This is a genomic window from Cellulomonas persica (assembly GCF_007989825.1).
In the GTDB taxonomy this organism is placed as follows: Bacteria; Actinomycetota; Actinomycetes; order Actinomycetales; family Cellulomonadaceae; genus Cellulomonas; species Cellulomonas persica.
Window position 1 is genome coordinate 24,777 of sequence record NZ_BJUA01000001.1, and the last position, 26,496, is coordinate 51,272.

General features: G+C 74.2%; 25 protein-coding genes. 1 reads left to right on the top strand and 24 read right to left on the bottom strand.

Translation table 11 applies throughout. The features are described from left to right. Positions 1-57: 57 nt before the first annotated feature. The 18 genes from dprA to ftsY form a co-directional block, all read right to left on the bottom strand. Positions 58-1,317, bottom strand: a complete 1,260-nt coding sequence (dprA, locus tag CPE01_RS00120; RefSeq protein ID WP_146804623.1) for a DNA-processing protein DprA — start codon at positions 1,315-1,317, stop codon at positions 58-60. After that, entirely contained in the window at positions 1,314-2,837 is a 1,524-nt protein-coding gene (locus CPE01_RS00125; RefSeq protein WP_146804624.1) for a YifB family Mg chelatase-like AAA ATPase, read from the bottom strand. The genes dprA and CPE01_RS00125 overlap by 4 nt, the downstream gene beginning before the upstream one ends. Before the next feature lies 1 nt (position 2,838). Next, entirely contained in the window at positions 2,839-3,195 is a 357-nt protein-coding gene (locus CPE01_RS00130; protein WP_146804625.1) for a YraN family protein, read from the bottom strand. A gap of 309 nt (positions 3,196-3,504) precedes the next feature. Beyond that, a complete protein-coding gene (locus CPE01_RS00135; protein WP_146804626.1) occupies positions 3,505-3,828 on the bottom strand; it encodes a DUF2469 domain-containing protein in 324 nt (107 codons plus the stop codon). Then, positions 3,825-4,769 carry a ribonuclease HII gene (rnhB, locus tag CPE01_RS00140; RefSeq protein WP_246783634.1) on the bottom strand — a complete coding sequence of 315 codons (945 nt, stop codon included), beginning with the start codon at positions 4,767-4,769 and terminating at the stop codon, positions 3,825-3,827. Before rnhB ends, CPE01_RS00135 begins: the two co-directional genes overlap by 4 nt. After that, a complete protein-coding gene (gene lepB / locus CPE01_RS00145) occupies positions 4,766-5,710 on the bottom strand; it encodes a signal peptidase I (protein ID WP_246783635.1) in 945 nt (314 codons plus the stop codon). Before lepB ends, rnhB begins: the two co-directional genes overlap by 4 nt. 134 nt (positions 5,711-5,844) lie before the next feature. Continuing rightward, the gene (gene rplS / locus CPE01_RS00150; protein ID WP_146804627.1) at positions 5,845-6,207 is read right to left on the bottom strand and encodes a 50S ribosomal protein L19; all 363 of its coding nucleotides are present in this window, start codon (positions 6,205-6,207) and stop codon (positions 5,845-5,847) included. Between the two features lie 262 nt (positions 6,208-6,469). Then, positions 6,470-7,249, bottom strand: a complete 780-nt coding sequence (trmD, locus tag CPE01_RS00155) for a tRNA (guanosine(37)-N1)-methyltransferase TrmD (RefSeq protein WP_146804628.1) — start codon at positions 7,247-7,249, stop codon at positions 6,470-6,472. Between the two features lie 2 nt (positions 7,250-7,251). Next, positions 7,252-7,833, bottom strand: a complete 582-nt coding sequence (rimM, locus tag CPE01_RS00160) for a ribosome maturation factor RimM (protein WP_146804629.1) — start codon at positions 7,831-7,833, stop codon at positions 7,252-7,254. 154 nt (positions 7,834-7,987) lie between these two features. Continuing rightward, positions 7,988-8,227: an RNA-binding protein gene (locus CPE01_RS00165; protein ID WP_094179729.1), complete on the bottom strand. Its 240-nt coding sequence runs from the start codon at positions 8,225-8,227 to the stop codon at positions 7,988-7,990. Continuing rightward, the gene (gene rpsP, locus CPE01_RS00170) at positions 8,227-8,661 is read right to left on the bottom strand and encodes a 30S ribosomal protein S16 (RefSeq protein ID WP_146804630.1); all 435 of its coding nucleotides are present in this window, start codon (positions 8,659-8,661) and stop codon (positions 8,227-8,229) included. Before rpsP ends, CPE01_RS00165 begins: the two co-directional genes overlap by 1 nt. A 128-nt stretch (positions 8,662-8,789) precedes the next feature. Further along, positions 8,790-9,386 (bottom strand): hypothetical protein, encoded by a 597-nt coding sequence (locus CPE01_RS00175; RefSeq protein WP_146804631.1) that lies wholly within the window; start codon positions 9,384-9,386, stop codon positions 8,790-8,792. A gap of 158 nt (positions 9,387-9,544) precedes the next feature. Then, positions 9,545-10,636 carry an amidohydrolase family protein gene (locus CPE01_RS00180; protein ID WP_146804632.1) on the bottom strand — a complete coding sequence of 364 codons (1,092 nt, stop codon included), beginning with the start codon at positions 10,634-10,636 and terminating at the stop codon, positions 9,545-9,547. Between the two features lie 4 nt (positions 10,637-10,640). Then, the gene (gene ffh, locus CPE01_RS00185) at positions 10,641-12,230 is read right to left on the bottom strand and encodes a signal recognition particle protein (RefSeq protein WP_146804633.1); all 1,590 of its coding nucleotides are present in this window, start codon (positions 12,228-12,230) and stop codon (positions 10,641-10,643) included. Positions 12,231-12,254: 24 nt separating this feature from the next. Continuing rightward, positions 12,255-14,075 (bottom strand): [protein-PII] uridylyltransferase family protein, encoded by a 1,821-nt coding sequence (locus tag CPE01_RS00190; RefSeq protein WP_146804634.1) that lies wholly within the window; start codon positions 14,073-14,075, stop codon positions 12,255-12,257. A 5-nt stretch (positions 14,076-14,080) separates the two neighbouring features. Continuing rightward, positions 14,081-14,422, bottom strand: coding sequence for a P-II family nitrogen regulator (locus CPE01_RS00195; protein ID WP_048341281.1), 342 nt, complete (start codon positions 14,420-14,422; stop codon positions 14,081-14,083). Further along, positions 14,422-15,678: an ammonium transporter gene (locus CPE01_RS00200; RefSeq protein ID WP_146804635.1), complete on the bottom strand. Its 1,257-nt coding sequence runs from the start codon at positions 15,676-15,678 to the stop codon at positions 14,422-14,424. Before CPE01_RS00200 ends, CPE01_RS00195 begins: the two co-directional genes overlap by 1 nt. Positions 15,679-15,883: 205 nt before the next feature. Then, positions 15,884-17,137: a signal recognition particle-docking protein FtsY gene (ftsY, locus tag CPE01_RS00205; RefSeq protein WP_146804636.1), complete on the bottom strand. Its 1,254-nt coding sequence runs from the start codon at positions 17,135-17,137 to the stop codon at positions 15,884-15,886. Between the two features lie 220 nt (positions 17,138-17,357). Here ftsY and CPE01_RS00210 point away from each other — a divergent pair, with 220 nt between their 5' ends. Beyond that, positions 17,358-18,689 (top strand): pectate lyase, encoded by a 1,332-nt coding sequence (locus tag CPE01_RS00210; RefSeq protein WP_146804637.1) that lies wholly within the window; start codon positions 17,358-17,360, stop codon positions 18,687-18,689. Between the two features lie 104 nt (positions 18,690-18,793). On the opposite strand, the gene CPE01_RS00215 is transcribed toward CPE01_RS00210, so the two are convergent. The 6 genes from CPE01_RS00215 to CPE01_RS00240 form a co-directional block, all read right to left on the bottom strand. Next, positions 18,794-19,129: a hypothetical protein gene (locus tag CPE01_RS00215; RefSeq protein ID WP_246783636.1), complete on the bottom strand. Its 336-nt coding sequence runs from the start codon at positions 19,127-19,129 to the stop codon at positions 18,794-18,796. A 134-nt stretch (positions 19,130-19,263) separates the two neighbouring features. Continuing rightward, entirely contained in the window at positions 19,264-22,824 is a 3,561-nt protein-coding gene (gene smc / locus CPE01_RS00220) for a chromosome segregation protein SMC (protein ID WP_146804638.1), read from the bottom strand. A 129-nt stretch (positions 22,825-22,953) separates the two neighbouring features. Beyond that, the gene (ndk, locus tag CPE01_RS00225; RefSeq protein ID WP_146804639.1) at positions 22,954-23,379 is read right to left on the bottom strand and encodes a nucleoside-diphosphate kinase; all 426 of its coding nucleotides are present in this window, start codon (positions 23,377-23,379) and stop codon (positions 22,954-22,956) included. A 132-nt stretch (positions 23,380-23,511) separates the two neighbouring features. Beyond that, the gene (locus tag CPE01_RS00230) at positions 23,512-23,913 is read right to left on the bottom strand and encodes a DUF4233 domain-containing protein (RefSeq protein ID WP_146804640.1); all 402 of its coding nucleotides are present in this window, start codon (positions 23,911-23,913) and stop codon (positions 23,512-23,514) included. Beyond that, the gene (locus CPE01_RS00235; RefSeq protein ID WP_146804641.1) at positions 23,910-25,604 is read right to left on the bottom strand and encodes an MDR family MFS transporter; all 1,695 of its coding nucleotides are present in this window, start codon (positions 25,602-25,604) and stop codon (positions 23,910-23,912) included. The genes CPE01_RS00230 and CPE01_RS00235 overlap by 4 nt, the downstream gene beginning before the upstream one ends. Before the next feature lie 107 nt (positions 25,605-25,711). Next, entirely contained in the window at positions 25,712-26,383 is a 672-nt protein-coding gene (locus tag CPE01_RS00240; RefSeq protein ID WP_146804642.1) for a TetR/AcrR family transcriptional regulator, read from the bottom strand. Positions 26,384-26,496: the final 113 nt, after the last annotated feature.

Genomic DNA, 26,496 nt, shown 5'->3' on the forward strand with positions numbered 1-26,496 from the left:
CCAAATTGATTCGGACAATCGGCGCACATCGTCGCGCTTTTCACCCGCACGAGTTGCTCACGTCACATCCGCAGCGCGCCATCCGGATCCGTCATGTCGTGCGAGTCCGACAAGCTCCAGCGTCCCGAGCGCCTCGAGCGCCTCCCCCGAGGTCACTCCGGCCGCACGGGCAACCATCGCAACAGATCGCGCCGCGCGCATCCCGAGCGCGTCGTGGACGCGGCGAGCGAGCTCGTCGATGCCGTCGTGCACGCCGGCCGTCGCGGTGGGCTCGGGCGCCAGGTCCGCACCGAGGTCTCCAGCGAGCTCCACGACCTCCGCGGCTTCCGTGACGCACGTCGCGGTGCCGTCGCGCAGCAGCCGGTGGCAGCCAGTCGACGCCATCGACGTGACCGGCCCGGGCACGGCGCCGACCGGCCGGCCGAGCCGCGCGGCGTGGTTCGCCGTGCTGAGCGCACCCGAGCGCCAGGCGGCCTCGACGACGACGGTGGCCGCCCCGAGCGCCGCGATCAGCCGGTTGCGCTGCAGGAAGCGGCTGCGCGTGGGCAGGCTGCCCGGCGGCACCTCGCCGATCACCGCTCCCCCGCTCGCGACGGCCTCCTCGACGAGGCGGGCGTTGCCCGCGGGGTACGCACGGTCCACGCCGCCCGCCACGACGACGAGCGTCCGACCGCCGCCGGCGAGCGCGCCTCGGTGCGCCGCCGCGTCGATGCCGTACGCCCCGCCCGAGACGACGACGAAACCGGCGTCGACGAGACCCGCCGCGAGGTCGATCGCGACACGCTCGCCGTAGGCGGTCGCGGCGCGCGCCCCCACGAGTGCGACCGTCCGCGCGCGGGCGCCGACGACCGCGCCTCGTGCCGCTGCCGCGTCGCCGCGCACCCACAGGCACGGCGGCGCCGCGGCCCCGAGGTCGTCGAGCCCCGCGGGCCAGTCGTCGTCGCCCGGGACGAGGACCCGGCTCCGGGCCGCGGCTCCGGGCGGGGGCGCGTCGACCGACCAGCCCTCGACCGTCAGTCGTTCGAGACGCGGACGCCACCGCTCGACGGCCCGCGCGAGCCGAGCCGCGGCGCCGCGCCGCACACCGGCCGGCACGGCCTCCTGCGCCACGGCCTCCTGCACCACGGCCCGCCCACCCAGCGCCACCGATCCTCCCTGCTGCTCCAGCAGCCACTGCCACGCGTCGGCCGCGCCCAGCTGCCCGACGAGCGCACCCGCCACGACGTCGCCGGGCTCGGCGAGCGCGCTCCACGCGGCGCGCGCCCAGCGCTCGCGCTCGTCGACCGTGCGACGCGCGCCCGTGCTCGGCGCGGTCATGCTCCGCGCCCCCTGGTCCGCAGCGCGAGCGCTCGGCCGACCTGCGCGCGGCCCGGTGCCGCCCGCCCCTCCAGGTCGGCCAGCGTCCATGCGACGCGCAGCACCCGGTCCGCGCCACGGCGGCTCAGCGTCCCGCGGTCCACCGCCCGGTCGAGGTCGGCGACCAGCACCCGGTCGGGTCCGAGCCGCTCGCGCAGCCACGCGCCGGGCGCCTGGGCACACGTACGCCACGGGAGCCCGGCGAACCGCTCTGCCTGCGCGGCACGCGCCACCGCGACCCGGTGCGCGACGTCGGCGGTCGCCTCGCCCACCTCGTCGGTCGCGCGCGACGGCTGGAGCTCGACCTGCAGGTCCACGCGGTCGAGCAACGGGCCCGAGAGCTTGCCGAGGTAGCGCCGACGCTGCTCGGGGCGGCACGTGCAGTCCAGACCCTTGCCGACCGCCATCCCGCACGGGCACGGGTTGGCCGCGAGCACGAGCTGGAACTGCGCCGGGTACCGCGCGGCCCCCGCGGCCCGGTGCAGCACGAGCTCGCCGTGCTCGAGCGGCTGGCGCAGCGTCTGCAGCACCGCGGTCGTGAACTCGGGAGCCTCGTCGAGGAACAGGACCCCGCGGTGCGCACGCGAGGCCGCGCCCGGTCGCGGCACGCCCGAGCCGCCACCGATCACGCTCGCGGGCGTGGCCGTGTGGTGCGGGTCCTCGTACGGCGGGCGTCGCAGCAGCCCGCCGCCGGGGTCGAACGTGCCCGCGATCGAGTGGATCGCCGTCACCTCGACCGCCTCGTCCTCGGTGAGGTCCGGCAGGATCCCGGGCAGCCGCGACGCCAGCATCGTCTTGCCCGTGCCGGGCGGCCCGACCATGAGCAGGTGGTGCCCGCCCGCTGCGGCCACCTCGAGGCACAGGCGCGCCTCGTCCTGCCCGACGACGTCCCTGAGGTCCGGGGCGAAGGCCACGGCTCGGGGTGCGGCGACCTCGGCGGGCGCGGCGGGCACGTCGGGCACCTCGACGTCGGCCCCGTGCGCAGCCAGGACGGCCGCGAGCGTGCCCGCGCCGCGCACGTCCGCGCCGGGGACGAGGCTCGCCTCGGGCACGCACGCCTCGGGCACGACGACCCGCGGCCGTCCGGCGGCGACCGCGGCGGCCACGGCCGGCAGGATCCCCCGCACCGGCCGCAGGCGGCCGTCGAGCCCGAGCTCGCCGAGGTGCACGACCCCGCGCACGCGTGCGAGGTCGACGACCCCCGCACCGGCGAGCGCCGCCACGGCGATCGCGAGGTCGAACCCGGAGCCGGACTTCGGCAGCGTGGCGGGTGAGAGGTTGACCGTCACGCGACGGTTAGGCCACGCGAGCCCGCACGAGGAGACCGCGGCGCGCACGCGGTCGCGCGACTCGGCGAGCGCGGCGTCGGGCAGGCCGACCAGCGTGAACGCCGGCAGCGCCGCGGCGAGGTGCGCCTCGACTTCGACGAGGTGACCGACCATCCCGACCAGGCCGACGGACAAGGTCGCTCCGAGCGCCACGTCAGCACACCCCCTGCAGATGCTCGACCTGCGCGGCGCCCGCGCGCGGCAGCAGGATCGCGATGACGTCCACCCGGACCGACGCCGCGCGCACGTCGTGCTCCGCGAGCCACTGCGCGGCGAGCCGGCGGATCCGGGCGAGCTTGCGCCAGGTCACCGCCTCGGCGGGCGTCCCGTACGCGGTCGACCGCCGCGTCTTGACCTCGACGACGACGAGCACGTCGCCGTCCATCCCGACGAGGTCGAGCTCGCCGTACCGGCACCGCCAGTTGCGGTCCAGCACCCGCCACCCGCGGGCCTCGACGTGGGCAGCCGCCACGTCCTCCCCGTACCGCCCGACGGCGTCCTTCGCCCGCACCCGCACCACCTCCGCGCACAGCGTGGCGGTGACGACGGGTGGGGCGGAGGCGGCCCGTCGGTTCTGTGGACGTACCCGCCCGTCCCCAGGGCTGGGGTCGGGTCGCCGTCGCGCACGACGAGCGACGCGACGCCCGCGTCCGCGGTCCGGGCGCGGCAGCGGCGGTGCCGGTGGGCGGGCCGAGCGGTCACACGGGCGGTCGCGCCCTGTCCGCGGAGCCGCGAGAAGCGTCTCCGCACCGCTCGGCTCTCCGCATCGCTCGGCCGGACGGTTGCGCACCGGGGCCGAGCGGGCACGGCCCGCGGGGGGTCAGCGCGGGAACCCGGCCCCGCCGCCGAGGTCGAGCTCGGGCTTGGCGAGCTCCTCGACGTTGACGTCCTTGAACGTCACGACGCGCACCGACTTCACGAAGCGCGCGGAGCGGTACACGTCCCACACCCACGCGTCGGCGAGGGTCAGCTCGAAGTAGACCTCACCCGCCGCGGACCGTACCTGCAGGTCCACGTGGTTCGCCAGGTAGAAGCGGCGCTCGGTCTCGACGACGTACGAGAACAGGTTCACGACGTCCCGGTACTCGCGGTAGAGCGCGAGCTCCATGTCGGTCTCGTAGTTCTCCAGGTCCTCGGCACTCACGCGTCCATCATCCCCCACGCCCGAGGTGAACCGGTCACGAGCCGCGCCGAGCCGTCGTCGAGCAGCGCAGGTGCAGGGTCGCCGTCGAGCAGCGCAGCTGCGGGGTCGCCGTCGAGCAGCCCCGTGGCGCCGTCGCCGTGGAGCACGCCGGCGCTCGCGTCGGTCGTCGCGCCCGTGAGCGGGTCCGTGCCGGGCAGGCGCCACGAGCGCCGGTGCAGCACGCACGGGCCGATCTCGCGCAGCGCGGCGATGTGCTCCGGGCTCGAGTACCCCTTGTTCTCGTCCCAGCGGTAGTGCGGGTGGTCCGCGGCGAGCTCGACCATGAGGGCGTCGCGCTCGCACTTGGCGAGCACGCTCGCGGCGGCGACGCTCGCGCAGGACCGGTCGGCCTTGACCTTGAGCAGCACGCGCGGGGAGGTGGCCCCGGGCAGGAGGTCGGCGGCGGCCTCGTCGGCGAAGAGCTCGCCCTGCGCGGGCGGCGTCAGCCAGTCGTGCGAGCCGTCGAGCACGACCGCGTCGACCGCGCCGACCCCGTCGCACGCCGCGGCGAGCGCGCGCATCCCGGCGCGCCGCAGCGCGGCGATGATGCCGATCTCGTCGATCTCCGCCGCGCTCGCGTGGCCCACCGCGCGCGCCACCCCCCACCGGCGCAGCCGCGGCAGGAGCGCGACGCGGGCCGCGGGCGTCAGGAGCTTGGAGTCGGCGACACCCTGCGGGGCGGAGCGGGTCTGCAGGTCGACGACGACGACTCCGACGGACACCGGCCCGGCCAGCGAGCCGCGCCCGACCTCGTCCATGCCGGCGACGAGACGCGCGCCGTCGCGCAGCAGCCCGCGCTCGATGCGCAGGTGCGGCCCGGGGCGCGCGGCCCGACGTGCGGCAGGCGGCACGCGCCCCGACGCGGCAGCGTCGGTGACGGTGGGTTCGTCGACGAGCGTCATGACGGGTCGGGGACGTCCTTGAACGTGTCGCCCGGGTTGTGCAGGACGGTGGCCCGGTCGATCGGCCAGACGAGCACGAACGCCTTGCCGACGACGTTGTCCATCGGGATCGCGCCACCGCCGGGGTCGCCCTGGTGCAGCCGCGAGTCGGAGGACCGCTGCCGGTTGTCCCCCATGACCCACAGGCTGTCGGGCGGCACGGTCACGTCGAACGCCATCTGGCTGGGGATCGCACCGGCGGCCAGGTACGGCTCGTCGAGCTCGACGCCGTTGACGGTCACCGGCTCGCCGGGGCCTGCGCACGCGACGCGGTCGCCCGGGAGCCCGATCACGCGCTTGACGAGGTGCTCGCCGGCGTCCTGCGGGTACAGCCCGACGAACGTGAACAGGTCGTTCATCGCGCCGCGCCACCCGGTGGCCTCGACGGGCTTCTGGCCCTCGAGCCAGCCGCCCGGGTCCTTGAAGACGATGATGTCGCCGCGCTCGAGGTCGAACGGGCCCGGCGTCAGCTTGCTCACCATGATCCGGTCGTCCTCGACCAGCGTGTCGTGCATCGACGAGCTGGGGATGAAGAACGCCTGCACCAGCAGCGTCTTGATGAGCCACGAGAGCACGAGCGCGCTCACGAGGATGATCGCGGTCTCGCGCAGGATCGACCCGCCGGCGCTGCGTCGGCGGCGACGTCCGCCGCGCTCCGCGTCGCGTCGCTGCGAGCGGGTCGCCGGGGCCTCGGGCGTGGCTGGCTCGGCCTCGCCCGCCGGGTCGGGCGTGAGCGTCGGCTCCGCCGGCCAGGTGCCCGCGCTGGTCTCGTGCATGCTGTCCCGCTCCGTCTCGCTGTACGGGGCTGCTCCCCCGACCTCGGCGCGCCCCTGCTCGCCGGTGCTCCCGCTGGGCGGTCCCCCCTGCGTGCGCGCAGGGTCGTCGTCGGCTCGCGAGGTCACCGGGTAACTCTCGCACGCCAGGCTGTGCACGTGGCGCACCCAACCGCACCCTGGGCACCCGGGTCGGCGTTCGCCGGGAACGCCGCAGGGCGGCCACCCGGAGGTGACCGCCCTGCGGTCGAGGACGAGGAGGCTCAGCCCTGAGCGACCGTGCGCTCGCGCTTCTCCTTGATCTTGGCCTTCTTGCCCCGCAGGCCGCGCAGGTAGTACAGCTTCGCGCGACGGACGTCACCACGGGTGACGACCTCGACCGACTCCAGCGACGGGGCGTGCACGGGGAACGTGCGCTCGACGCCGACCTGGAAGCTGATCTTGCGGACCGTGAAGGTCTCACGCACGCCGGCGCCCTGGCGGGCGATCACGACGCCCTGGAACGCCTGGACGCGCGAGCGGTTGCCCTCGACGACCTTGACGTTGACCTTGACGGTGTCGCCGGGACGGAACTCGGGGATGTCGGTCCGCAGCGAGGCGGCGTCGACCTGGTCCAGCGTCTGCATGATGTTCTCCTCGGCCTGCCGACGGGTCAGGCACGCGGTTCGAGGACGGCACGACGTACGAGCGCGTCCTGGTGGTCTGGTTCGTCGGTGCGTCCGGTCGGCGCCCGGTGGGCCCGGCCGGTGGTCGTCGAGGTCTCCCCCGTGGCAGAGACGTGACGTGCGCGCACCAGCGGACAAGTCTGCCACAGCGCGGACCCCGGCTGGTAATCGCGAGTGCGCTCACCCACGTCACGCGCGCCCCGCCCGTCCGGGCGTCGGGCGCTCAGCCGGCCGCGCCGTCCGGCAGCACGTCAGGCTGCACGTCAGGTCGTTCGGCGAGGACCTCGCGGTCGCGCGCGTCGAGCGCAGCCGGGTCGAGCGCCTCGAGCATGTCCGGGCGGCGCGCCGCGGTGCGCCGCAGCGCCTCGTCGCGCCGCCACCGCGCGATGCGCGCGTGGTGACCCGAGAGCAGCACGTCCGGCACGTCGAGCCCGCGCCATGTCGGCGGTTTGGTGAACACGGGGTACTCGAGCAGCCCCGCCTCGCCGTGCGACTCCTCGACGAGCGACTCGGGGTTGCCCACGACACCGGGCAGCAGGCGCGCGACCGCCTCGACGACGACGAGCGCGGCGACCTCGCCGCCGTTGAGCACGTAGTCGCCGAGCGACAGCTCGCTGACGCGCACGCCCGCGGCCCGGTAGTGCTCGGCGACGCGCGCGTCGATCCCCTCGTAGCGGCCGCACGCGACCACCAGGTGGGTCTCCGCGGCGAGCGCGTGCGCGGTCGGCTGGGCGAACACCTGGCCGGACGGCGTCGGCAGCAGCAGGTGCGCGTCGGGCGTGAGGATCTCGTCGAGCGCGGTCCCCCACACGTCGGCACGCATGACCATGCCCGCGCCGCCGCCGAACGGCGTGTCGTCGACCGTGCGGTGCCGGTCGGTCGTCCAGTTGCGCAGGTCGTGCACGTGCAGGTCCAGGATCCCGGCCTCGCGCGCCTTGCCGACGAGCGAGAGCCCGAGCGGCGCGAGGTAGTCCGGGAAGATCGTCAGGACGTCGATGCGCACGCTCACTCGCCTCGCTCGTCGGACGGTCCGGACGTCTCGTCGGCCGGGCTCGACGTCTCGTCGGACACGACGAGGTTCGCGGCATCCGACGCGAGGAGCCCACCCGGCGGGTCGAGCACGACGCGGCCACCCGCCACGTCGACGACCGGCACGATCGCACGCACGAACGGGACGAGCGTGCGCGCACCGTCGCCCTCGCGCAGGACGAGCACGTCGTGCGCCGGCAGGTGCTCGAGCCCGACGATCTCCCCGAGGACCCGGCCGTCGACGTGCTCGGCGCGCAGCCCCGCGAGCTCGTGCGGGTACCAGGCGTCCTCCTCGTCGGACGCGTCCTCCTCCGCGAGCAGCGCGACGCCGCGCAGCGCCTCGGCCGCGGTGCGGTCGCGCACCTCGGCGAACGTGACGTACCAGCGACCCTGCTGCACGCGCGTCGAGCGGACGGTCAGCGAGCCGACGTCCGCACGGTCGGTCGCCAGCACCGCACCATCGGCGAGTCGCTCGTCGGGCACGTCGGTGCGCAGGTCCAGCGCGACCTCACCGCGCAGGCCGTGCGCGCGTCCGACGCGCGCCACCGTCAGCAGCATGGGGATTCTCCTCGAGATGGTCTTCGCGTAAGGGAGTCGCTCGTGCGAGGTCCGGTCGGGTGCCCTCCAGCACGACGAAGGCCCGGCCCCAGGGTAGGGGCCGGGCCTCACGCATCGCGGCTCATGGCCACGACGTGCTGTCTCGCGCCGGACCTCAGCGCCGGTCGACGTCGACCACGTCGACGCGCACGGGGCCTTCGGTCGACAGCGCGCCGACGACGGTCCGCAGCGCCTTGGCGGTGCGACCGCTGCGGCCGATGACGCGCCCGAGGTCGTCCGGGTGCACCCGGACCTCGAGCAGCTCGCCGCGACGCAGCGCGACCGCGCTCACCCGCACGTCGTCCGGGTGGTCGACGATGCCGCGCACCAGGTGCTCGAGCGCGTCGGCGAGCATCAGGCCTGCTCGTCCTCGGCGGGAGCCGCGTCCTCGGCCGGGGCCTCGGCGGGCTCGGCAGCCTTCTTCTCGGCGGCCTTGGCCTTGACCTTCTCGGCGTCCGCGGCGGCGGCCTCGACGGCGGCCTTCGGGTCGGCCTTGCCGGCCTTGACCTTCAGGGTGCCCTCGGCGCCCGGCAGGCCCTTGAACTTCTGCCAGTCGCCGGTGACCTTGAGGAGGGCGAGGACCTGCTCGGTCGGCTGCGCGCCGACGCCGAGCCAGTACTGCGCGCGCTCGGAGGAGATCTCGATGAGCGAGGGCTCCTCGGTCGGGTGGTACTTGCCGATCTCCTCGATGACGCGACCGTCACGCTTGGTGCGCGAGTCCGCGACGACGACACGGTAGTACGGCGCCCGGATCTTGCCGAGACGCTTCAGACGGATCTTGGTGGCCACGTTGTGGTCTTCTCCTGGGATTCAGCCGGGTGCCCCGCCAGCCTGCCCGTGGGGTTGGGCGGCCGGAGGCGGCGAAGGACGCGACGAGGGCAGGTAGAGGGGCTGCACCCGACGTGTACAGCCGACCATCATGCCAGACGTTCGGCGGCCTTCCCAAGCCGCACGCGGTCGACCACGTACCAGCCGATCGCGACGGCCGACGCGGCCAGCGCTGCCAGCAGGAGCCACGGCGCGGCGTCGCCGAGTCGGGCCACCACCCACGAGTCGCCGAGAAGGATCGACAGCGTCGAGCGGGGCGCGCCCACGTCGCCCCCGTCGTACATCGCGGCGTAGCCGACGAGCACGCCGAGGCCGATCCCCCACGCGAAACTGCGGTACCGCCGCGGCGCGCGACCGGCCCGCTTGCGCACGGCGCCGAGACCGACCAGCGGCAGCGTCACGATCCACGCGGCCGCGACGGGCAGCGCGATCGTCACGGGCGCCAGGGCGAGCACGACGAGCACGAACCAGCCGGCCGCGTAGAGCTTGGCGGCCACCCCGAGCACGACCCCGAGCCAGACGACCGCTGCGGCCACGACGTCGGCGACCGTCGGGCGGTGGCGCTCCGGGGCTGTCACGACGGCCGGGGCGGCTGGCAGCGTGCCGCCCACGGCACCGACGGTCGGCGCGGTGGAGGCAGGGTCCGCCCCGTCCGGCGCGGCACTGCTCGGCGTGGCGCTGCTCACGGAGACGCTCCTGTCGACGCGCGACCGCACGGTGCGGTCGCGGGCAGCGAACCAGACGGAGTCCGGAAGATGCCAGTTCGACCTGCACGTTCACCCGTCTGGGCTCGACGCCTTCCCCCGTGCGGGTTCGACCGAGGACTCGACGCCGGTCACGTCCGTCAGACGTGTCGCGTGCCGCGCAGGACGACCGCGGCGGGCTCGTGCAGCGCGGTCACGTCCGTGCGCGGGTCGCGGTCGTAGACGACGACGTCGGCGCTCGCGCCCTCCGCGATCGACTCGACGCCGAGCCACGCGCGGGTCCGCCAGCTCGCGGCCGCGACGACGTCGCGCGCCGGGATGCCGGCCGCGACCATCTCGGCGGCCTCGTCGGCGATCCGACCGTGCCCGATCGTCCCGCCCGCGTCCGTGCCGACGAGCACGGGCACACCCGCGTCGTGCAGGTCACGCACGTGCTCGTACCGGCGCTCGCCCATCGCGCGCATGCGCTGCGCGAAGCGGGGGTAGCGCGGCGCGCCCTGGTCCGCGATCGCGCCGAACTGCGCGATCTGCAGGAGCGTCGCGGTGACCGGGATCCCGCGCTCGGCGATCCGCGCGATCTGCGCGTGCGTGGCGCCGGTGGCGTGCTCGAGGCAGTCGACCCCGGCGTCCAGGAGCGGGTCGACCGACTCGGTCGCGAACGTGTGCGCGGTGACGCGCGCGCCGGCGTCGTGCGCGGCGGCCACCGCGGCGTCGAGCACGTCGTCGGGCCACAGCGGCGTCAGGTCCCCCGCGGGGCCGAGGTCGCGGTCGATCCAGTCGGCGACGAGCTTGACCCACCCGTCGGCGCGCACCGCCTCGTGGTGCACGACGCCGGGCAGGTCGTGCACGTCGGCGAGCTCGAGCCCGTAGTTCCTCAGGTACCGCTTGGGCCGCGCGAGGTGGTGCCCGGCCCGGATCAGGCGCGGGAGGTCCGCACGCCCGTGCACCCAGGAGGTGTCCGCGGGCGAGCCCGCGTCGCGCACGAGGAGCACTCCCGCGTCGCGGTCGGCCAGGGCCTGCCGCTCGGCCGTCGCGTGGTCGACCGGACCGTCAGCCGCAAGCCCGATGTGGCAGTGCACGTCGACGAGCCCGGGCAGCACCCAGCCACGGATCGTCGTCGCCGGCCCTGCGGGGCGGGTGAACGTCAGACGCCCGCCGACGACCCACGCCTCGCCGACCTCGCGCTCGTCGTCGAGCACGACGGTCCCGGCCAGGTGCAGGACGTCGCTCACGGGTTCAGCGCCCGAGGAACTTCTCGAGCCCGGCGGGCAGCTCGATCGACGCGGGGTCCGGCTGGTGCGCCGGGGTCCCCAGGCCGAACGCCGACCCGCTCGGCGCGGCGGCGGGCTTGCCCTCGAGCGCGGCGCGCTCCTGCGCCGCGCGCTTGGCCGGGTTGCCCGACTTGCCGCGCACCTTGCGCTGCGGCGCGGCCTTGCCGCGCGCCTTCTTGCCCATCCCGGGCAGGTTGCCCATGCCCGGCATCGCGCCCGGCATGCCACCCGACTTGGCCATCTGCCGCATCATCTTCTGCGCGCCGTCGAACCGCTCGAGGAGCTGGTTGACGTCGGTCGGCGTGGTGCCCGACCCCTTCGCGATGCGCGCGCGCCGCGAGCCGTTGATGATCTTCGGGTTGTCGCGCTCGGCGGGCGTCATCGACTGGATGATCGCCTCGATGCGGTCGACCTCGCGCTCGTCGAAGTTGTCCAGCGCCTCACGCATCTGCGCCATGCCGGGCAGCATGCCGAACATCTTCTTGAGCGAGCCCATCTTGCGCAGCTGCTGCATCTGCTGCAGGAAGTCCGCGAGCGTGAACGACTCCCCGCTCGCGAGCTTGCCCGCCATCTCCTGCGCCTGGTCGGCGTCGAACGCGCGCTCGGCCTGCTCGATGAGCGTCAGGACGTCACCCATGTCGAGGATGCGCGACGCCATGCGGTCGGGGTGGAACACCTCGAAGTCGGTGAGCTTCTCGCCGGTGCTCGCGTACAGGATCGGGCGGCCCGTCACGGACGCGACCGACAGCGCGGCACCACCGCGCGCGTCGCCGTCGAGCTTGGACAGCACGACGCCCGTGAAACCGACGCCGTCCGCGAACGCCTGCGCGGTGGTCACGGCGTCCTGACCGATCATCGCGTCGATGACGAACAGGATCTCGTCGGGCTGCACGGCGTCGCGGATGTCCGCGGCCTGGCGCATGAGCTCGGCGTCGACACCGAGGCGACCGGCGGTGTCGACGATCAGCACGTCGTGCTGGCGCGACCGCGCGGTCTCGAGGCCCGCGCGCGCGACGGCGACCGGGTCCGCGCCGGCCGGGAGCACGTCGTCGGCGCCCTGGTTGCCGGGGTGGGGCGCGAACACCGGGACACCGGCCCGCTCCCCCACGACCTGGAGCTGCGTCACCGCGTTCGGGCGCTGCAGGTCGGCCGCGACGAGCAGCGGCGTGTGGCCCTCGCCCTTGAGCTGGAGCGCGAGCTTGCCCGCGAGCGTCGTCTTGCCCGCACCCTGCAGACCCGCGAGCAGGATGACCGTCGGCGGGTTCTTCGCGTAGCGCAGCGTGCGGGTCTCGCCGCCGAGGATCGCGACGAGCTCCTCGTTGACGATCTTGACGACCTGCTGCGCCGGGTTGAGCGCCTGCGAGACCTCGGCGGACAGCGCGCGCTCGCGCACCGCGCCGGTGAACTGCCGGACCACGGGCACGGCGACGTCCGCGTCGAGCAGCGCCCGGCGGATCTCGCGCACGGTCGCGTCGACGTCCGCCTCGGACAGGCGGCCCTTGGTGCGCAGGTTCTTGAACGTCGACGTCAGGCGGTCGGACAGGGTGGCGAACACGTAGGGCGTCCTCGCGGGAAGGGGTCAGGGACGTCCCAGGGTACCTGGGCGATCCGCCGCGCGACCGCCGCCGAGGCGCCTGCGCGCTCGCGCGACGAGGTCGTCGACGAGCGTGCCGCGCCACTGGCTCCACGCGGCCGGGCCTGCGGCCACCGCGTCGGCCTCCGTGAGGACGCGCAGCGCCTGCAGCAGGTCGTCGCGGTGGTCGACGGCCTCCAGCAGCCGGTCGGTCGTCGCGGGGTCGTCGGGGTCGGCGCTCGTCGCGAGCTCCGCGAGCAGCAGGTGCTCCCGCACGAGCCGCGTGACGTCGGCCGCGACGTCGTCGCCGAAGCCCATGCGCTCGACGATCGGACCCGCCAGGCGCGCGCCCTCGACCGAGTGGTCGCCCGCGCCGGCGCGCTTGCCGATGTCGTGCAGGAGGGCCGCGACGAGCAGCGTCTCGCTCGGGGTCCCGGGCACGAGCGCGGCCACGTTCGCGGCGGTCTCCACGAGGTGGCGGTCCACGGTGTGCCGGTGCACGGGTGAGCGCTGCGGGCGGTTGCGCACGCCCGCCCACTCCGGCATCCACGTGGTGACGACGCCGGCGAGGTCGAGCGCCTCCCAGATCGGCACCTGCGCGTGCCCGGCGGCGAGGAGCTGCAGCAGGTACTGGCGTGCCTGGCGCGGCCAGGGCGTCGGGAGCGCGGGGGTCACCGTGAGGTGCTGCACCGAGACGGGCGAGAGCTGCAGGCCCGTGCGCGCCGCGGTCGCCGCCGCGCGCAACGCGAGCAGCGGGTCGTGCTCGGGGCTCGCGTCGACCGCGAGCACGATCTCGTCGCCGTGCTGCACGAGCCCCTCGGCGATCGGGCGCAGCCGCGGGGGCATGCGGCGTCCCCGGACGAGCCGCGGGCCGCGGGCCGGGCGCTCGAGCGCCTGACGCGCGTTGCGCGCCGTCGTGTCGAGCGCGTACGAGATGATGCGCGCCGCCTCCGCGATGCTCGCGAGCAGGTCGTCGCGGTCGTCGAAGCCGACGAGCTCGGCGACCTCGTCCTGGTCGGCGAGCAGCAGGCGGTTCGTGTGGCGGCGCGTGGCGACCTGCACCGCGTCGCGCACGTCGAGCAGGTGCGTGTACGCGTGGTCGACCGCACCGTGCGGACGGTCGGTGAGCCACGTGGCCGCGAGCGCGGACAGCACCACGGCGTCGCGGATGCCGCCGCGCGCCTCCTTGAGCTCGGGCTCGATGAGGTAGGCGAGCTCGCCGTGGCGCTCTGCCCGCTGCCGCGTGGAGGCGAGCAGCTCGGGCAGACGCCGCCGAGCGGCCGCGCGCCAGTCCTCGAGCAGGGCCGAGGTGGCGCGCGCGATCACCACGGGGTCCCCCGCGACGTGCTGCAGGTCCAGCAGGCCCACCGCGGCCGGCAGGTCCTTCGACGCCACCTGACGGCACTGCGCGAGCGAGCGGACCGAGTGGTCCAGGTCGAGGCCCGCGTCCCAGATCGGGTACCAGAGGCGCTGCGCGAGCGCCGAGAGGTCCTCGACGGAGCGTCCCCGGCCCTCGTGGACGAGGAGCAGGTCGAGGTCGGAGACGGGGCTCGCGTCGCCGCGGCCCACCGACCCGACCGCACCCAGCGCGACCCCGGCCATGTCCTGGCCGGCGGTCGCCTCGTGCCACAGCTCGACGAGCCGCCGGCGTACCAGGGCGGAGATCTGCTGGCGGCGCAGGACCCCGTCGTGCGTCGTGCCGGTCAGGGACGTGGCGAGGTCGAGCCGTTCGACGCGCAGGTCCCGCACCCCAGGGGCGGGGTGCGGGACCTGCGTGTCGTCGTCGTCCCCGGCCGCGCCCCCCACGGGCGGCCGTTCGTCGGACATGGTTCCTACAGCGCGTCGTCGCCGTGCTCACCGGTGCGGACGCGAGCCACGTCCTCCACCGGCACGACCCAGACCTTGCCGTCACCGATCTTGCCGGTCTGCGAGGCGCGGATCACGACCTCGACGATCCCGGCCACGTCCTCGTCGGCGACCAGGACGTCGATCCGCACCTTCGGGACCAGGTCCACGGTGTACTCGGCGCCGCGGTAGACCTCGGTGTGGCCGCGCTGGCGGCCGTAGCCGCTCGCCTCGCTCACGGTCAGGCCACGGACACCCGCTGCCTCGAGGGCCGACTTCACGTCGTCGAGCCGATGCGGCTGGATGACCGCCGTCACGAGCTTCGTCATCACTTCACCTCCGTCACGACGCGGGCCCCGCCCAGCGTCTCGTATGCGGTCTCACCGTGCACGGCGAGGTCGATACCACCGACCTCGACCTCCTCGCTGACCCGCCACCCCATCGTCGCCTTGATGGCGAACGCGATGATCGCGGTGATGACGCCGGAGAAGACGACCGCGTACAGGGCCGCGATGACCTGCGTCCCGAGCTGCTCGAAGCCGCCGCCGTGGAACAGGCCGACGCCGTCCTTCGCGAGGAAGCCGATCGACACCGTACCGATGAGGCCACCGACGAGGTGGACGCCCACGACGTCGAGCGAGTCGTCGTAGCCGAGCTTGTACTTCAGGCCGACGGCCAGGGCGCAGACCGCACCGGCGACCAGGCCGAGGATGATCGAGTTCAGCGGGTCGAGCGCGGCCGCGGCGGGCGTGATCGCGACGAGACCGGCGACGATGCCCGAGGCGGCACCGAGCGACGTGGCGTGGCCGTCACGGATCTTCTCGGTGACGATCCAGCCGACGAGCGCCGCACCGGCGGCGACCGTGGTGTTGATCCAGGCGAGCGCCGCGACGTCGGTCGCACCGAACGCCGAGCCGGCGTTGAAGCCGAACCAGCCGAACCACAGGAGCGCGGCACCGAGCATCACGAACGGCAGGTTGTGCGGACGCATCGGCTCCTTGCCGAAGCCCTTGCGCTTGCCGATGACGAGCGCGAGCACCAGACCGGCGACACCGGCGTTGATGTGGACGACCGTGCCACCGGCGAAGTCGATCGGCGCGGGCAGCGAACCGCCGAGGAACCACTCGTCACCGAACAGGTAGCCGCCGAACCAGACCTGGTGAGCGAGCGGGAAGTACACGAGCGTGACCCACACGACCACGAAGAGCACCCAGGCGCCGAACTTGACGCGGTCGGCGATCGAACCGCTGATGAGCGCGACCGTGATGATCGCGAAGGTCACCTGGAAGCCGACCGTGATGAGGTCGGTCAGCGGGTCCTCACCGTTCAGGATGCCGCTGAGCCCGAAGTAGTCCGAGCTCCATCCGAACAGCCCCGCCTTGTCGTCCCCGGCCACCATCGCGTAGCCCCACAGCACCCAGATGATCGCGACGACGCCCATGGCGGCGAAGCTCATCATCATCATGTTGAGGACGGACTTACCGCGGACCATGCCCCCGTAGAAGAACGCCAGTCCAGGCGTCATGAGCAGCACCAAGGATGCTGACGTCAGCATCCACGCGGCGTTTCCTGCATCCATACCCATTCGCTCCCCTCGCCGGCCGGGCGGCCGATCGCGGACAACGTTCGAGCAGCGGGATTTCGCCGAGCGGCTGCACGCGTTACCGGCAGGTGACAAGGCGCACGTGCGTGTAAACGTTGGGTTTCGAGGTGGGCGTTCGTCCGACTCGCCCCCCGGACGACGAGCGGGCGGCCACCGTCGGGGCTCGTCGCCCGCCGCTCCCCCGGGTCTACTGCAGCAGGCCGTCGACGAACGCCTCGGGGTCGAACGGCGCGAGGTCGTCGGGTCCCTCGCCGAGCCCGACGAGCTTGACCGGCACGCCGAGCTCGCGCTGCACCGCGACGACGATGCCGCCCTTGGCGGTGCCGTCGAGCTTGGTCAGCACGATGCCCGTGACCCCCGCGACCTCGCCGAAGACGCGCGCCTGGTTGAGCCCGTTCTGGCCCGTCGTCGCGTCGAGCACGAGCAGGACCTCGGACAGCGGAGCCTCCTTGCCGATGACGCGCGTGATCTTGCCGAGCTCGTCCATGAGGCCCGCCTTGTTCTGCAGCCGACCGGCGGTGTCGACGACGACGACGTCGACGTCGGCCTGCTTGCCGGTCCGCACGGCCTCGAACGCGACCGACGCCGGGTCGGCGCCCTCGCGCTCCGAGCGCACGGTCGGCACGCCCACGCGCGAGCCCCACGTCTCGAGCTGGTCGGCGGCCGCCGCGCGGAACGTGTCCGCCGCGCCGAGCACGACCGACCGCCCTTCGGCGACGAGCAGCCGCGTGAGCTTGCCGATCGTCGTCGTCTTGCCCGTGCCGTTCACGCCGACGACGAGCAGGACCGCGGGCGTGCGCGTGCCGTCGGCGGCGACGGTCGGCGCGACGTGCAGCGAGCGGTCGAGCGTCGGGTCGACGAGCTCGAGGAGCTGGGCGCGCAGCAGCGTCTTGACCTGCGCGGGGTCCTTGAGGCCCTCGACGCGCACGCGCGTGCGCAGCGCGTCGATGAGCTCGCCGCTGGGTCCGGCGCCGACGTCGGCGAGCAGGAGCGTCTCCTCGAGCTCGTCCCAGTCGTCCTCCGCGAGGTGGTCGCGGGACAGCACCGCGAGCAGCCGCGTGCCGAGCGGCGAGCCGGAGCGCGCGAGGCGGTCACGCAGCCGCGCGAGGCGTCCGGCGGCGGGCGTCGGCACCTCGATCGACGGCAGGACGTCGAGCTCGGGAGTGCCGAGGCCGCTCTCGGCGGGCGGTGCCTCGGCCTGCTCCGGCAACGTGTCGAGCGTGCCCACGCCCGCGGTGGGCGGGACGTCCACGCCGCGCGGCGACTCGTCGTCGTCGGGCGCCGCGGCCGGGGTGGGGACGCGCTCGATCGTCGGCGCGGGCGCCGAGGTCGAGGTGTCGTCGCCCGAGCGGCGGCGCGAGACGAACAGCGTGACGACGGCCGCGACGAGCGCGATCGGCACACCGGCGGCCAGGAGCGTGGTCAGGGCATCGGAGTTCACACGCACAGTCTGGCCGCGTGCGGGGTGAGGACGCGAACCCGGTCGGCTCTCCGGACCCGCGCGACCCTGCGCGGCGCGCGCGGGCCGGTGGCACCGGGCCCGGCCGACGTGATTCGTTTCGGCCGTGTCGGCCGGTGCGGGCGCGTGCGTACGGTCACGTCGCGACGGCCCCGGTCTCGCCGGGGACAGCGCTGTCCACGAGGCTGTCCAGGAGGTCAGCATGACCAGCACGCACCGCGCCACCCACCTGGCCCTCCGGCACAGGGGCGATCAGCAGGCCCACCATCGACGCAGCACGGCAGGACGCGTGCGCCTGACCGTCGCCGCGCTCGTCGTCGTGGTCCTCGCCGGCACGCTCGGTCTGGCCACGGCCCTGGGCGCCACGGCCGCGACCGTGGACCCGAACGCCTGGTACGTGCTCGTCAGCCGCAAGAGCGACAAGGTCCTCGACGTGCCCGGGGCCACCGGCGACGGGTCGCCGCTCGTGCAGACGACGCGGACCGATGCGGCGAGCCAGCAGTTCCGGCTCGTCCCCGTCGGGGACGGCTGGTACGAGCTGCACCACCGCGCGTCGGGCAAGGTCGTCGACCTGTGGGAGTGGAGCACCGCCGAGGGCGCGTCGTTCCGCCTGTTCGCCGACCTCGACGGCGCCAACCAGCGGTTCCGCCTCGCCGACCAGTCCGGCTACGTCCGGCTGCTCAACCGGCACTCCGGCAAGGCGCTGCAGGTCGCGGGCGCCTCGACCGCGCAGGGCGCGGCGATCGTCCAGGGCACGGACACGAAGTCGTACCACCAGCAGTGGGCGCTGGCGAAGGTCGGCAGCGGCGGCAGCACGCCCACGCCGACGCCCAGCGCGTCCCCGTCGTCGCCCGGCACCGCCTCCTGGCCGAGCGCGACCGGACAGCAGCACGTCTCGTCGACCATCTCCGTGAGCGGCACGTTCGACGGCGGGCTCGTGCGGTACTACGGCATCTCGTCGAGCGGGCAGGACGAGTCGCAGCCGCCCATGTTCCGGCTCGCCGACGGCGCGGTCCTCACGAACGTCATCCTCGGGTCGGGCGCGGGTGACGGGGTGCACTGCGCCGGCACGTGCACACTGCAGAACGTCTGGTGGGAGGACGTCGAGGAGGACGCCGCGACGCTCAAGGGCAGCTCGCCGTCGCAGGTGATGACCGTCGACGGGGGCGGTGCGCGCCACGCGTCCGACAAGGTGTTCCAGCACAACGGCCCGGGCACGTTCGTCATCCGCAACTTCCAGGCGGCCGACATCGGCAAGCTCTACCGCTCGTGCGGGAACTGCTCGACGCAGTACGCGCGCACCGTGGTCGTGCAGGGCGTCACCGTGACCGCGCCGGCGACGACGCTCGTCGGCATCAACTCGAACCTCGGCGACCGGGCGACGCTGTCCGGCGTCACGATCGTGGACGACGCGTCACGCAAGGTCGTCATCTGCGAGGAGTACCGGGGCGTGACCTCGGGTGAGGCGACGAAGATCGGCGCGGGACCGAGCGCGGCGTGCGGGTACTCGCCCTCGGCGGTCGTCTACCGGTGACGGCGCCGGGCCGACGACGCCCGGGGTCAGCGGTAGACGTCAGCGGTAGACGTCAGCGGTAGACGTCAGCAGTCGACGTCAGCAGTGGACGTCAGCCGGGCACGTCAGCCGTGACGGCGCAGCGGGATGGCGCGGGCCGCCTTGTCGCGCGCACGCGCCAGGCCGGCCGAGAGGTCGTCGACGTGCAGGTAGCCCTCGCCCTGCTCGGCCGTGGCGCGCAGGAACTCGGCGAGGGACAGGTCGACGGGCTCGGCCTCGGCCGCCTCGGCGGCCGCGAGCTGGTCCGGCGCGGGGTGCCGACGCGCCCGCAGGCCCCGGCGGAACGCCTGCCACGGCGACTCGTCGTCGCGTCGCTCGTCCGCGTCCGACGTGCTCGCGACGAGCAGGACGACGGCCGCCACCGCGAGGGCGACGAGGATGGCGATCACGACGGGCAGCACGCGTCCAGTCTCGTCCGTACGCCGCGACGGCGCCGCCCCGGCGCCGGGTTCCCACCCACTCCCACACACGATCTTCACGCCCGGCGTCGGCGGGCGGCGAGGACGGTGCCCGGTCCGAGCGGCGACCGGTCGGCTCAGGCGGTCTCGCGCATGCGCTGGCTCACGACGGTGGTCACACCGTCACCCCGCATGGTCACGCCGTACAGCGCGTCGGCGATCTCCATCGTGCGCTTCTGGTGCGTCACGACGATGAGCTGGGAGTCCTCCTGCAGCTCGCGGAAGATCTCCAGGAGCCGTCCCAGGTTCGCGTCGTCGAGCGCCGCCTCGACCTCGTCCATGACGTAGAACGGGCTGGGCCGCGCCTTGAAGATCGCGACGAGCATCGCGACCGCCGTCAGCGAGCGCTCACCGCCGGACAGCAGCGACAGCCGCTTGACCTTCTTGCCCGCCGGGCGTGCCTCGACGTCGATGCCGGTCGTCAGCATGTCGTCGGGGTCGGTCAGCACGAGCCGGCCCTCCCCGCCCGGGAACAGCCGCGGGAAGACGCTGTCGAACGCCGCCGCGGTGTCGCGGTACGCGTCGGCGAACACCTGCTCGACGCGCTCGTCGATCTCCTTGACGATCTCGAGCAGGTCCGTCCGGGACTTCTTGAGGTCCGCGAGCTGGTCGACGAGGAACTTGTGCCGCTCCTCGAGCGCGGCGAACTCCTCGAGCGCGAGCGGGTTCACGCGCCCGAGCAGCGACAGCGCGCGCTCGGCGGCTCGCAGGCGCTTCTCCTGCTGCTCGCGCACGTACGGCACGTGCGTCGGCGCGTCGGGGTCGGGCTCGGTCCCGGGCGGCACGACGACGGGCACGTCCTGGTGCGGCCCGAACTCCTCGAGCAGCACGGCCGGGTCGAGCCCGAGCTCCTCGACCGAGCGCGCCTCGAGCTGCTCGATGCGCAGCCGCTGCTGCGTGCGCGCGACCTCGTCGCGGTGCGCGACGTCCGTCAGGCGCGCGAGCTCGGCCGCCTGCTGCTCGGCCTGCACACGCAGCCCCGTGATGGCCTCGTCGCGCGCCGCACGCGCGGCCTCGGCGTGCTCGCGCTCGTCGGAGGCGCGGCGCAGCGAGCCGTCGAGCAGCGCGAGCGCGTGCGTCGCGCCGTCCTGCACCGCGCGTGCGACCGCGGCCTGCCGCGCGCGGGCCCGTTCGCGCTCGGCGGCACGCTCGCGCGCGGCCCGCTCGGAGGCCGCGGCGCGCTCGAGCGACTCCGCTCGCCCCGACAGCGCCCGGGCGCGCTCCTCGACCGTGCGCAGCGTCAGGCGCGCCTCGGTCTCGCGCTGGCGTGCGCTCGTCGCGGACTCGAGCAGCGTGTCGCGGCGCTGGGTGCCCTCGGCGATCTGCGCCTCGCTCTCGACGGGCTCGACCTCGGCGGCCGCGAGCCGCTCGGTGAGCTCGGCGAGCTGAGCCGTGTCGTCCTCGAGCTGGCGCGACGCCGCGTCGAGCGAGGCCTGCACACGCTCGGCCTCGGCCCGCGCCGCGCGAGCGGTCGAGCCGAGGTTCCCGAGCTGCTCGGCGACGGCCGCGAGCTGCGCGTCGGACTCGTTGAGCCGCTCGAGCGTGGCCTCGTAGGCCGCACGCGCCCCGTCCTTCTCCTGGGTCGCTCGCGCCACCTCGAACCGCAGCCGCTCGGCCTCGGCGGTCGCCTCCTGCGCGCCCTGGCGCGCCTGGTCGAGCGCGGCCTGCAGGTGCAGCGCGCTCGGTGCGGCGGCCGAGCCGCCCGAGGCGTGCGTGCGGGACAGCACGTCACCTGTGCGCGTCGCGACGACGAGGTCCGGGGCCTGGGCGAGCACCGCGCGGGCCGCCGCGAGATCGTCGACGACGACCACGTCGGCCAGCAGCGCGGCCACGGTCGCGCGCACGTTCTCGGGGGCCTCGACGAGGTCGGTCGCCAGGTCGGCGCCCGCAGGCACCTCGGGTCGCGCGTCGGTCCGCGGCGCCGGCCCACCGACCACGAGGCTGGCGCGGCCTGCGTCCTCGGTCCGCAGCCAGCGGATCGCGTCGACGGCCGCGTCGACCGACTCCACCGCGACCGCGTCCGCGCTCGCCCCGAGTGCCGCGACGATCGCGTCCTCGTCGCGCGGGTCGACCGCCAGGAGGGCGGCGACCGAGCCGATCGTGCCCGACAGGCCGTCCGCAGCGAGCAGCGCGCCCGCACCGTCCTTGCGCGTCAGGCTCAGCTCGAGCGTCTCGGCACGCGACGTGAGCGAGGACTTCTCGCGCTCGGCGGCGGCGAGCGCGTCCGTCAGCTCGACGAGCCGGGCGGTGACGGCCTCGAGCGCCTCGACGGCCGACTCGTGCGCGGCGTCGAGCCCTTCCTCGCCCTCCTCCGCACCGGCGACCTGCGACTCGAGCGCCGCGAACTGCGCGGTCGCCTCGGCGCCGCGGCGCTCGGCGGCCACGAGCGACTCGCGCAGTCGTCCGATCTCGGCCTGCGTCGCCTCGACGCGGCTGCGGCGCGCCGCCACCTGTCCGGCGAGGCGGGCGACGCCCTCGCGCCGGTCGGCCGCACCGCGCAGCGCGGTCGCGAGCTCCTTCTCGGCGGCGGATGCCGCCTGCTCGACCTCCTGGCGCGCAGCGACCGCGGCCTCGAGCGCCGCGCGGGCGAGGTCGACCTCGGAGGCGAGCTCGGCCTCGGCCTGACGCACGCGCTCGGCCTGCGCGGCGAGGTCGTCCGGGTCGCGCCCGTCGCCGCGGTCGGGCGTCGACGTCCCCAGCAGCCGCACGCGGTCGGCGGCGAGCGACGCGGTCCCTCGCAGCCGCTCACGCAGCGAGGACAGCCGGTACCAGACCTCGCTGATCTCGCTGAGCGCGGGAGCCGCCTCGGCAGCCTCGCGCTCGAGCGTCGCGAGCCGTGCGCGGGTCGCGCCGAGCGTCGCCTCCACCTGCGCGCGCTGGTCGTTGAGCGCGGTCTCGTCGGCGACCTCCTGCTCGAGCTGTGAGCGCAGCTGCGCGAGGTCGTCGGCCAGCAGCCGGGCACGCGCGTCGCGCAGGTCGGACTGCACGACCGCGGCCTTGCGCGCGACCTCCGCCTGGCGACCGAGCGGCCCGAGCTGGCGGCGGATCTCCGCGGTCAGGTCGTTCAGGCGCGTGAGGTTGGCCTGCATCGCGTCGAGCTTGCGCAGCGCCTTGTCCTTGCGCTTGCGGTGCTTGAGGACGCCCGCGGCCTCCTCGATGAAGCCGCGGCGCTCCTCGGGCGTGGCCCGTAGCACGGCGTCGAGCTGACCCTGGCCGACGATCACGTGCATCTCGCGGCCCAGGCCGGAGTCCGACAGCAGGTCCTGGATGTCGAGCAGCCTGCAGCCCTGCCCGTTGATCGCGTACTCCGAGCCGCCGTTGCGGAACAGGGTCCGCGAGATCGTGACCTCGGTGTACTCGATCGGCAGCGCGCCGTCGGTGTTGTCGATCGTCAGCGACACCTCGGCGCGGCCGAGCGGCGGACGCCCCGCGGTGCCCGCGAAGATGACGTCCTCCATCTTGCCGCCGCGCAGCGACTTGGCGCCCTGCTCCCCCATGACCCACGCGAGCGCGTCGACCACGTTCGACTTGCCGGAGCCGTTCGGCCCGACGACGCACGTGACGCCCGGCTCGAAGCTCAACGTCGTCGCCGAGGCGAACGACTTGAACCCGCGCAGGGTCAGCGTCTTGAGGTGCACGGTCGCGAGTGTAGGTCGACCAGGGCCTCGACCCGGGGACGTGCCCGAAGCGTCGGGTTCAGACGGCGTCCCCGGCGTGCCCGGCAGGAGGCGTGCCGCGGAGCGTCCCGCGGGCCGCGGCGCGAGGCGTCAGAGCGCCGGGAACCACAGCGCGATCTCGCGCGCGGCGGACTGCGGGGAGTCCGAGCCGTGCACGACGTTCTCGATGACCTGGGCGCCCCAGTCACGCGCCAGGTCGCCGCGGATCGTGCCCGGCGCGGCGGTCGTCGGGTCGGTCGCACCCGCGAGCGAGCGGAAGCCCTCGACGACGCGCTGGCCCTCGACCACGGCCGCGACCAGCGGGCCGGAGCTCATGAACTCGATCAGCGGCCGCACGAACGGCTTGCCCGCGTGCTCCGCGTAGTGCTCGGCGAGGAGCGCCTCGTCGGCCTGGCGCAGCTCGAGCGCGACGAGCGTGTAGCCCTTGGCCTCGATGCGGCGCAGGACCTCCCCGACGTTGCCGCGGGCAACGCCGTCGGGCTTGACGAGGACGAGGGTGCGCTGGACGTCAGACATGGCGCCCACCCTAGTGTCGCGGCACGGGCCGTCGTGCCGGTTGCGCACGATCCGGCCGGGTGTGACCCGACCGGATCACGCCACCTGGCGTGACGGGTCCCGCGGCCCGGGACGTGCCTGCCGTCGGTCGTGTCAGACGCCGGCCGGGTGCGCCGCGTCGTACTCGGCACGCTCCCGGTCGATGCGTCCGCCGATGCGCAGCGCGGCGACCCACAGGCTGACGAACACGACCGCGACCAGCACCGCGATGTCCCGCGCGACCGCGGGCAGCACGAGCGCGGCGGCCACGAGCCAGCCCTGCAGCACCCACCCCACGGCGTAGCCGCCGCGTCGGCCGACGAGCCCCGCCGCGACGACGAGCAGGAGCGCGAGCCCCCCGCCGACGGCCCACACGGCGCCCGTCGAGGCGACGCGCAGGCCGTACGCCACGAGCGTCGCGAACAGCACGCAGAACGCCTCCAGCACGAGGATCGTCTGGGTGAACTGCGGCTTCGCGGGGCGCTTGCGGCGTACGGCCGGCGCGGAGGACGTCACCGTTCCAGGCTACCTGCGGCCGGGGAGTCGTCCGCCCGCCCGCCGACGCCCGCCGGGACGGACCCGGTGAGCTCGTCGACGACCAGCGGCGAGGCGTCCTCGACCCCGGACCCGTCGGCGGCCACGGCCTCACCGCGCGCCACCATGCCGGCGACGTCGGAGAGCTTGACCTCCTTGAGGAACAGCGCGAGCACGAGGCCGATGAGCACGAGCGGCACGAAGTACCAGAACGACGGCGCCAGCGTGCTCGCGAACGCGTCGATCACACCGGACTTGTAGGGCTCCGGGAGGCCCTGGACGACCTCGGGCGTGATGCTCTCGGCGCCGCCGCCGGGACCCTGCGGGGCGTCCGCGAAGACCTCGGTGAGCTTGGTGAACAGCGCGGTGGTGAAGATCGTCGAGAAGATCGCCGTGCCGACCGCCGCACCGATCTCCCGGAAGAAGTTGTTGGCGCTCGTCGCCGTGCCGAGCTCGTGCGGGTCGACCGCGTTCTGCACCGCCAGCACGATCGTCTGCATCACCAGGCCCATGCCCGCACCGAGCACGAAGATCATCGCGCCGAACAGGACGAGCGACATGTCCCCCGTGATGCGCGTGAGCCAGGCCAGGCCGAGCGCGGTGATGATCAGGCCCGCGACGGGGTAGATCTTGTAGCGCCCGGTCTTGGTGATGGCGACACCCGAGCCGATCGCGGTCAGCATGACGCCGACCATCATCGGCAGCATGAGGAAGCCGGACTGGGTCACGCCGACCCCGGTCGACATCTGCAGGAACGTCGGCAGGAACGCGAGCGCGGCGAACATGCCCGCGCCGAGGATGAACCCGATGAGCGTCGCGATCGTGAACGTCGGGTTCCGGAACAGCCGCAGCGGCAGGATCGGGTCCTGCACGACGCGCTCGACCGCGATGAACGCGGCGATCGCGGCGACGGTGACGAGCACGAGGGCGATCAGCCACGGGTCGGACCACTCGTAGCCGCTGTTGCCCGAGAACGACGTCCACGTGCTCGCGAGCACGAGACCCGACGTCGCGACGACCATGAAGACGATGCCCCACACGTCGATCGGCTTCTCGGAGCGGTGGGACGGGAGCTTGAGCGTGACCCACGCGGTGACGAACGCCGCGACGCCGATCGGGATGTTGATCCAGAAGCACCAGCGCCAGTCGGCGTGCTGCGTGAACAGGCCGCCGAGCAGCGGGCCGATCACCGCGGCGATGCCGAACAGCGCACCCATCGGACCCATGTACTTGCCGCGGTCCCGTGCGGGGACGATGTCGGCGATGATCGCCTGCGACAGGATCATGAGCCCGCCGCCGCCGAGGCCCTGCACGCCGCGCCACGCGACGAGCTCGCCGAACGACTGCGCGAAGCCCGCACCCGCCGACGCGACCGTGAACAGGCCGATCGCGACGAGGAACGGCCAGCGCCGGCCCCAGACGTCGCCGAACTTGCCGTACAGGGGCATGACGATCGCGATCGCCAGGATGTAGGCGGTCACGACCCACCCCTGGTGCGCGACGCCGTCGAGCTCGCCGACGATCGTCGGCATCGCGGTCCCGACGATCGACTGGTCGAGCGAGGACAGGAACATGCTCGCCATCAGGGCACCGAAGATCAGCCAGACGGTGCGGGGTGTGAGCACGACGAGCGGCTTGTCGCTCGCCTGCTCGGCGGTGGGGGCCAGGGCCATGGGTACCTCGTTCGATCGTGCGGCCCGGACCGCGCGGCGGCCCGGGAGCTTCGGGGTGGTGCGAGACGTCAGGGGTGGTGCTGGGGTGGTGCGGGTGCGTGCGGCGCTCAGCGCAGGTCGCCGGCGAACAGCGCGCGCACCTCGGCGACGACCGCGGCCAGGTGAGCGCGCGGGTCGGAGTCCGCCCCGGTGCTCTCCCAGCGCTGCGCGGTGGCGTGTACGAGGAGCATCGCGATCGAGGCGACCGTCTCGGGGTCGACCGACGGCGCGGGACCGAGCCGTTGCTCGACGAGCTGGTGGATCTCGCTGCGGTGCGACTCGAACCAGGCCATGTGGCGTGCGAGCAGCCGCGGTTCGTGCGCGACGAGCGCGATGGCCCGGCGGAACCGCTCGTGGCCCGCCGGCTGCTGCTCGATGACCGTGGCGAGCAGCTCCTCGAGGTCGACGAGCAGGTCGCCGCTCGGTCCGCCCTCGACGAACCGCGCCGCCGCGACGGGCGAGACCGGCCAGGGGACGTGCCCGAGCAGCGCGTCGTCCTTCGACTCGAAGTAGTTGAAGAACGTGCGCGTCGAGACGCCCGCGGCCTCGCAGATCGCCTCGACGGTCACGGAGTCGATGCCGTCGCGCTCGACCAGCCGCTGCGTCGCGTCGATGAGCGACTCGCGTCGCGCGCGCTTCTTGCGCTCGCGCAGCCCGACGTCGCCGCTCGTCTCGAGCGCGAGCGCGAGGGCCTCGAGGGACGACGAGGTCGTCGCGTCGGGGCGTCCGGGAGCGATCACGTGAGAACGTTACATCGAGTGCAACTTTGCATTCGACGCAATATCGGCGACGTGCGTCACACCGTCACGCGGCTCGGCGCGCGCCGAGCCACGGCGCCATCGCGCCGTTCTCA

What these genes read in the sequence shown, in the direction of transcription:
- dprA (WP_146804623.1), bottom strand. Translation starts at nt 1,317, where the DNA reads ATGACCGCGCCGAGCACGGGCGCGCGTCGCACGGTCGACGAGCGCGAG.
- rnhB (WP_246783634.1), bottom strand. Translation starts at nt 4,769, where the DNA reads ATGACGCTCGTCGACGAACCCACCGTCACCGACGCTGCCGCGTCGGGG.
- rplS (WP_146804627.1), bottom strand. Translation starts at nt 6,207, where the DNA reads ATGCAGACGCTGGACCAGGTCGACGCCGCCTCGCTGCGGACCGACATC.
- rimM (WP_146804629.1), bottom strand. Translation starts at nt 7,833, where the DNA reads ATGCTGCTGACGGTGGCGCGCGTCGGACGCGCGCACGGCCTGCGCGGT.
- CPE01_RS00165 (WP_094179729.1), bottom strand. Translation starts at nt 8,227, where the DNA reads ATGCTCGCCGACGCGCTCGAGCACCTGGTGCGCGGCATCGTCGACCAC.
- CPE01_RS00190 (WP_146804634.1), bottom strand. Translation starts at nt 14,075, where the DNA reads ATGTCCGACGAACGGCCGCCCGTGGGGGGCGCGGCCGGGGACGACGAC.
- CPE01_RS00195 (WP_048341281.1), bottom strand. Translation starts at nt 14,422, where the DNA reads ATGACGAAGCTCGTGACGGCGGTCATCCAGCCGCATCGGCTCGACGAC.
- CPE01_RS00200 (WP_146804635.1), bottom strand. Translation starts at nt 15,678, where the DNA reads ATGGGTATGGATGCAGGAAACGCCGCGTGGATGCTGACGTCAGCATCC.
- CPE01_RS00210 (WP_146804637.1), top strand. Translation starts at nt 17,358, where the DNA reads ATGACCAGCACGCACCGCGCCACCCACCTGGCCCTCCGGCACAGGGGC.
- ndk (WP_146804639.1), bottom strand. Translation starts at nt 23,379, where the DNA reads ATGTCTGACGTCCAGCGCACCCTCGTCCTCGTCAAGCCCGACGGCGTT.
- CPE01_RS00235 (WP_146804641.1), bottom strand. Translation starts at nt 25,604, where the DNA reads ATGGCCCTGGCCCCCACCGCCGAGCAGGCGAGCGACAAGCCGCTCGTC.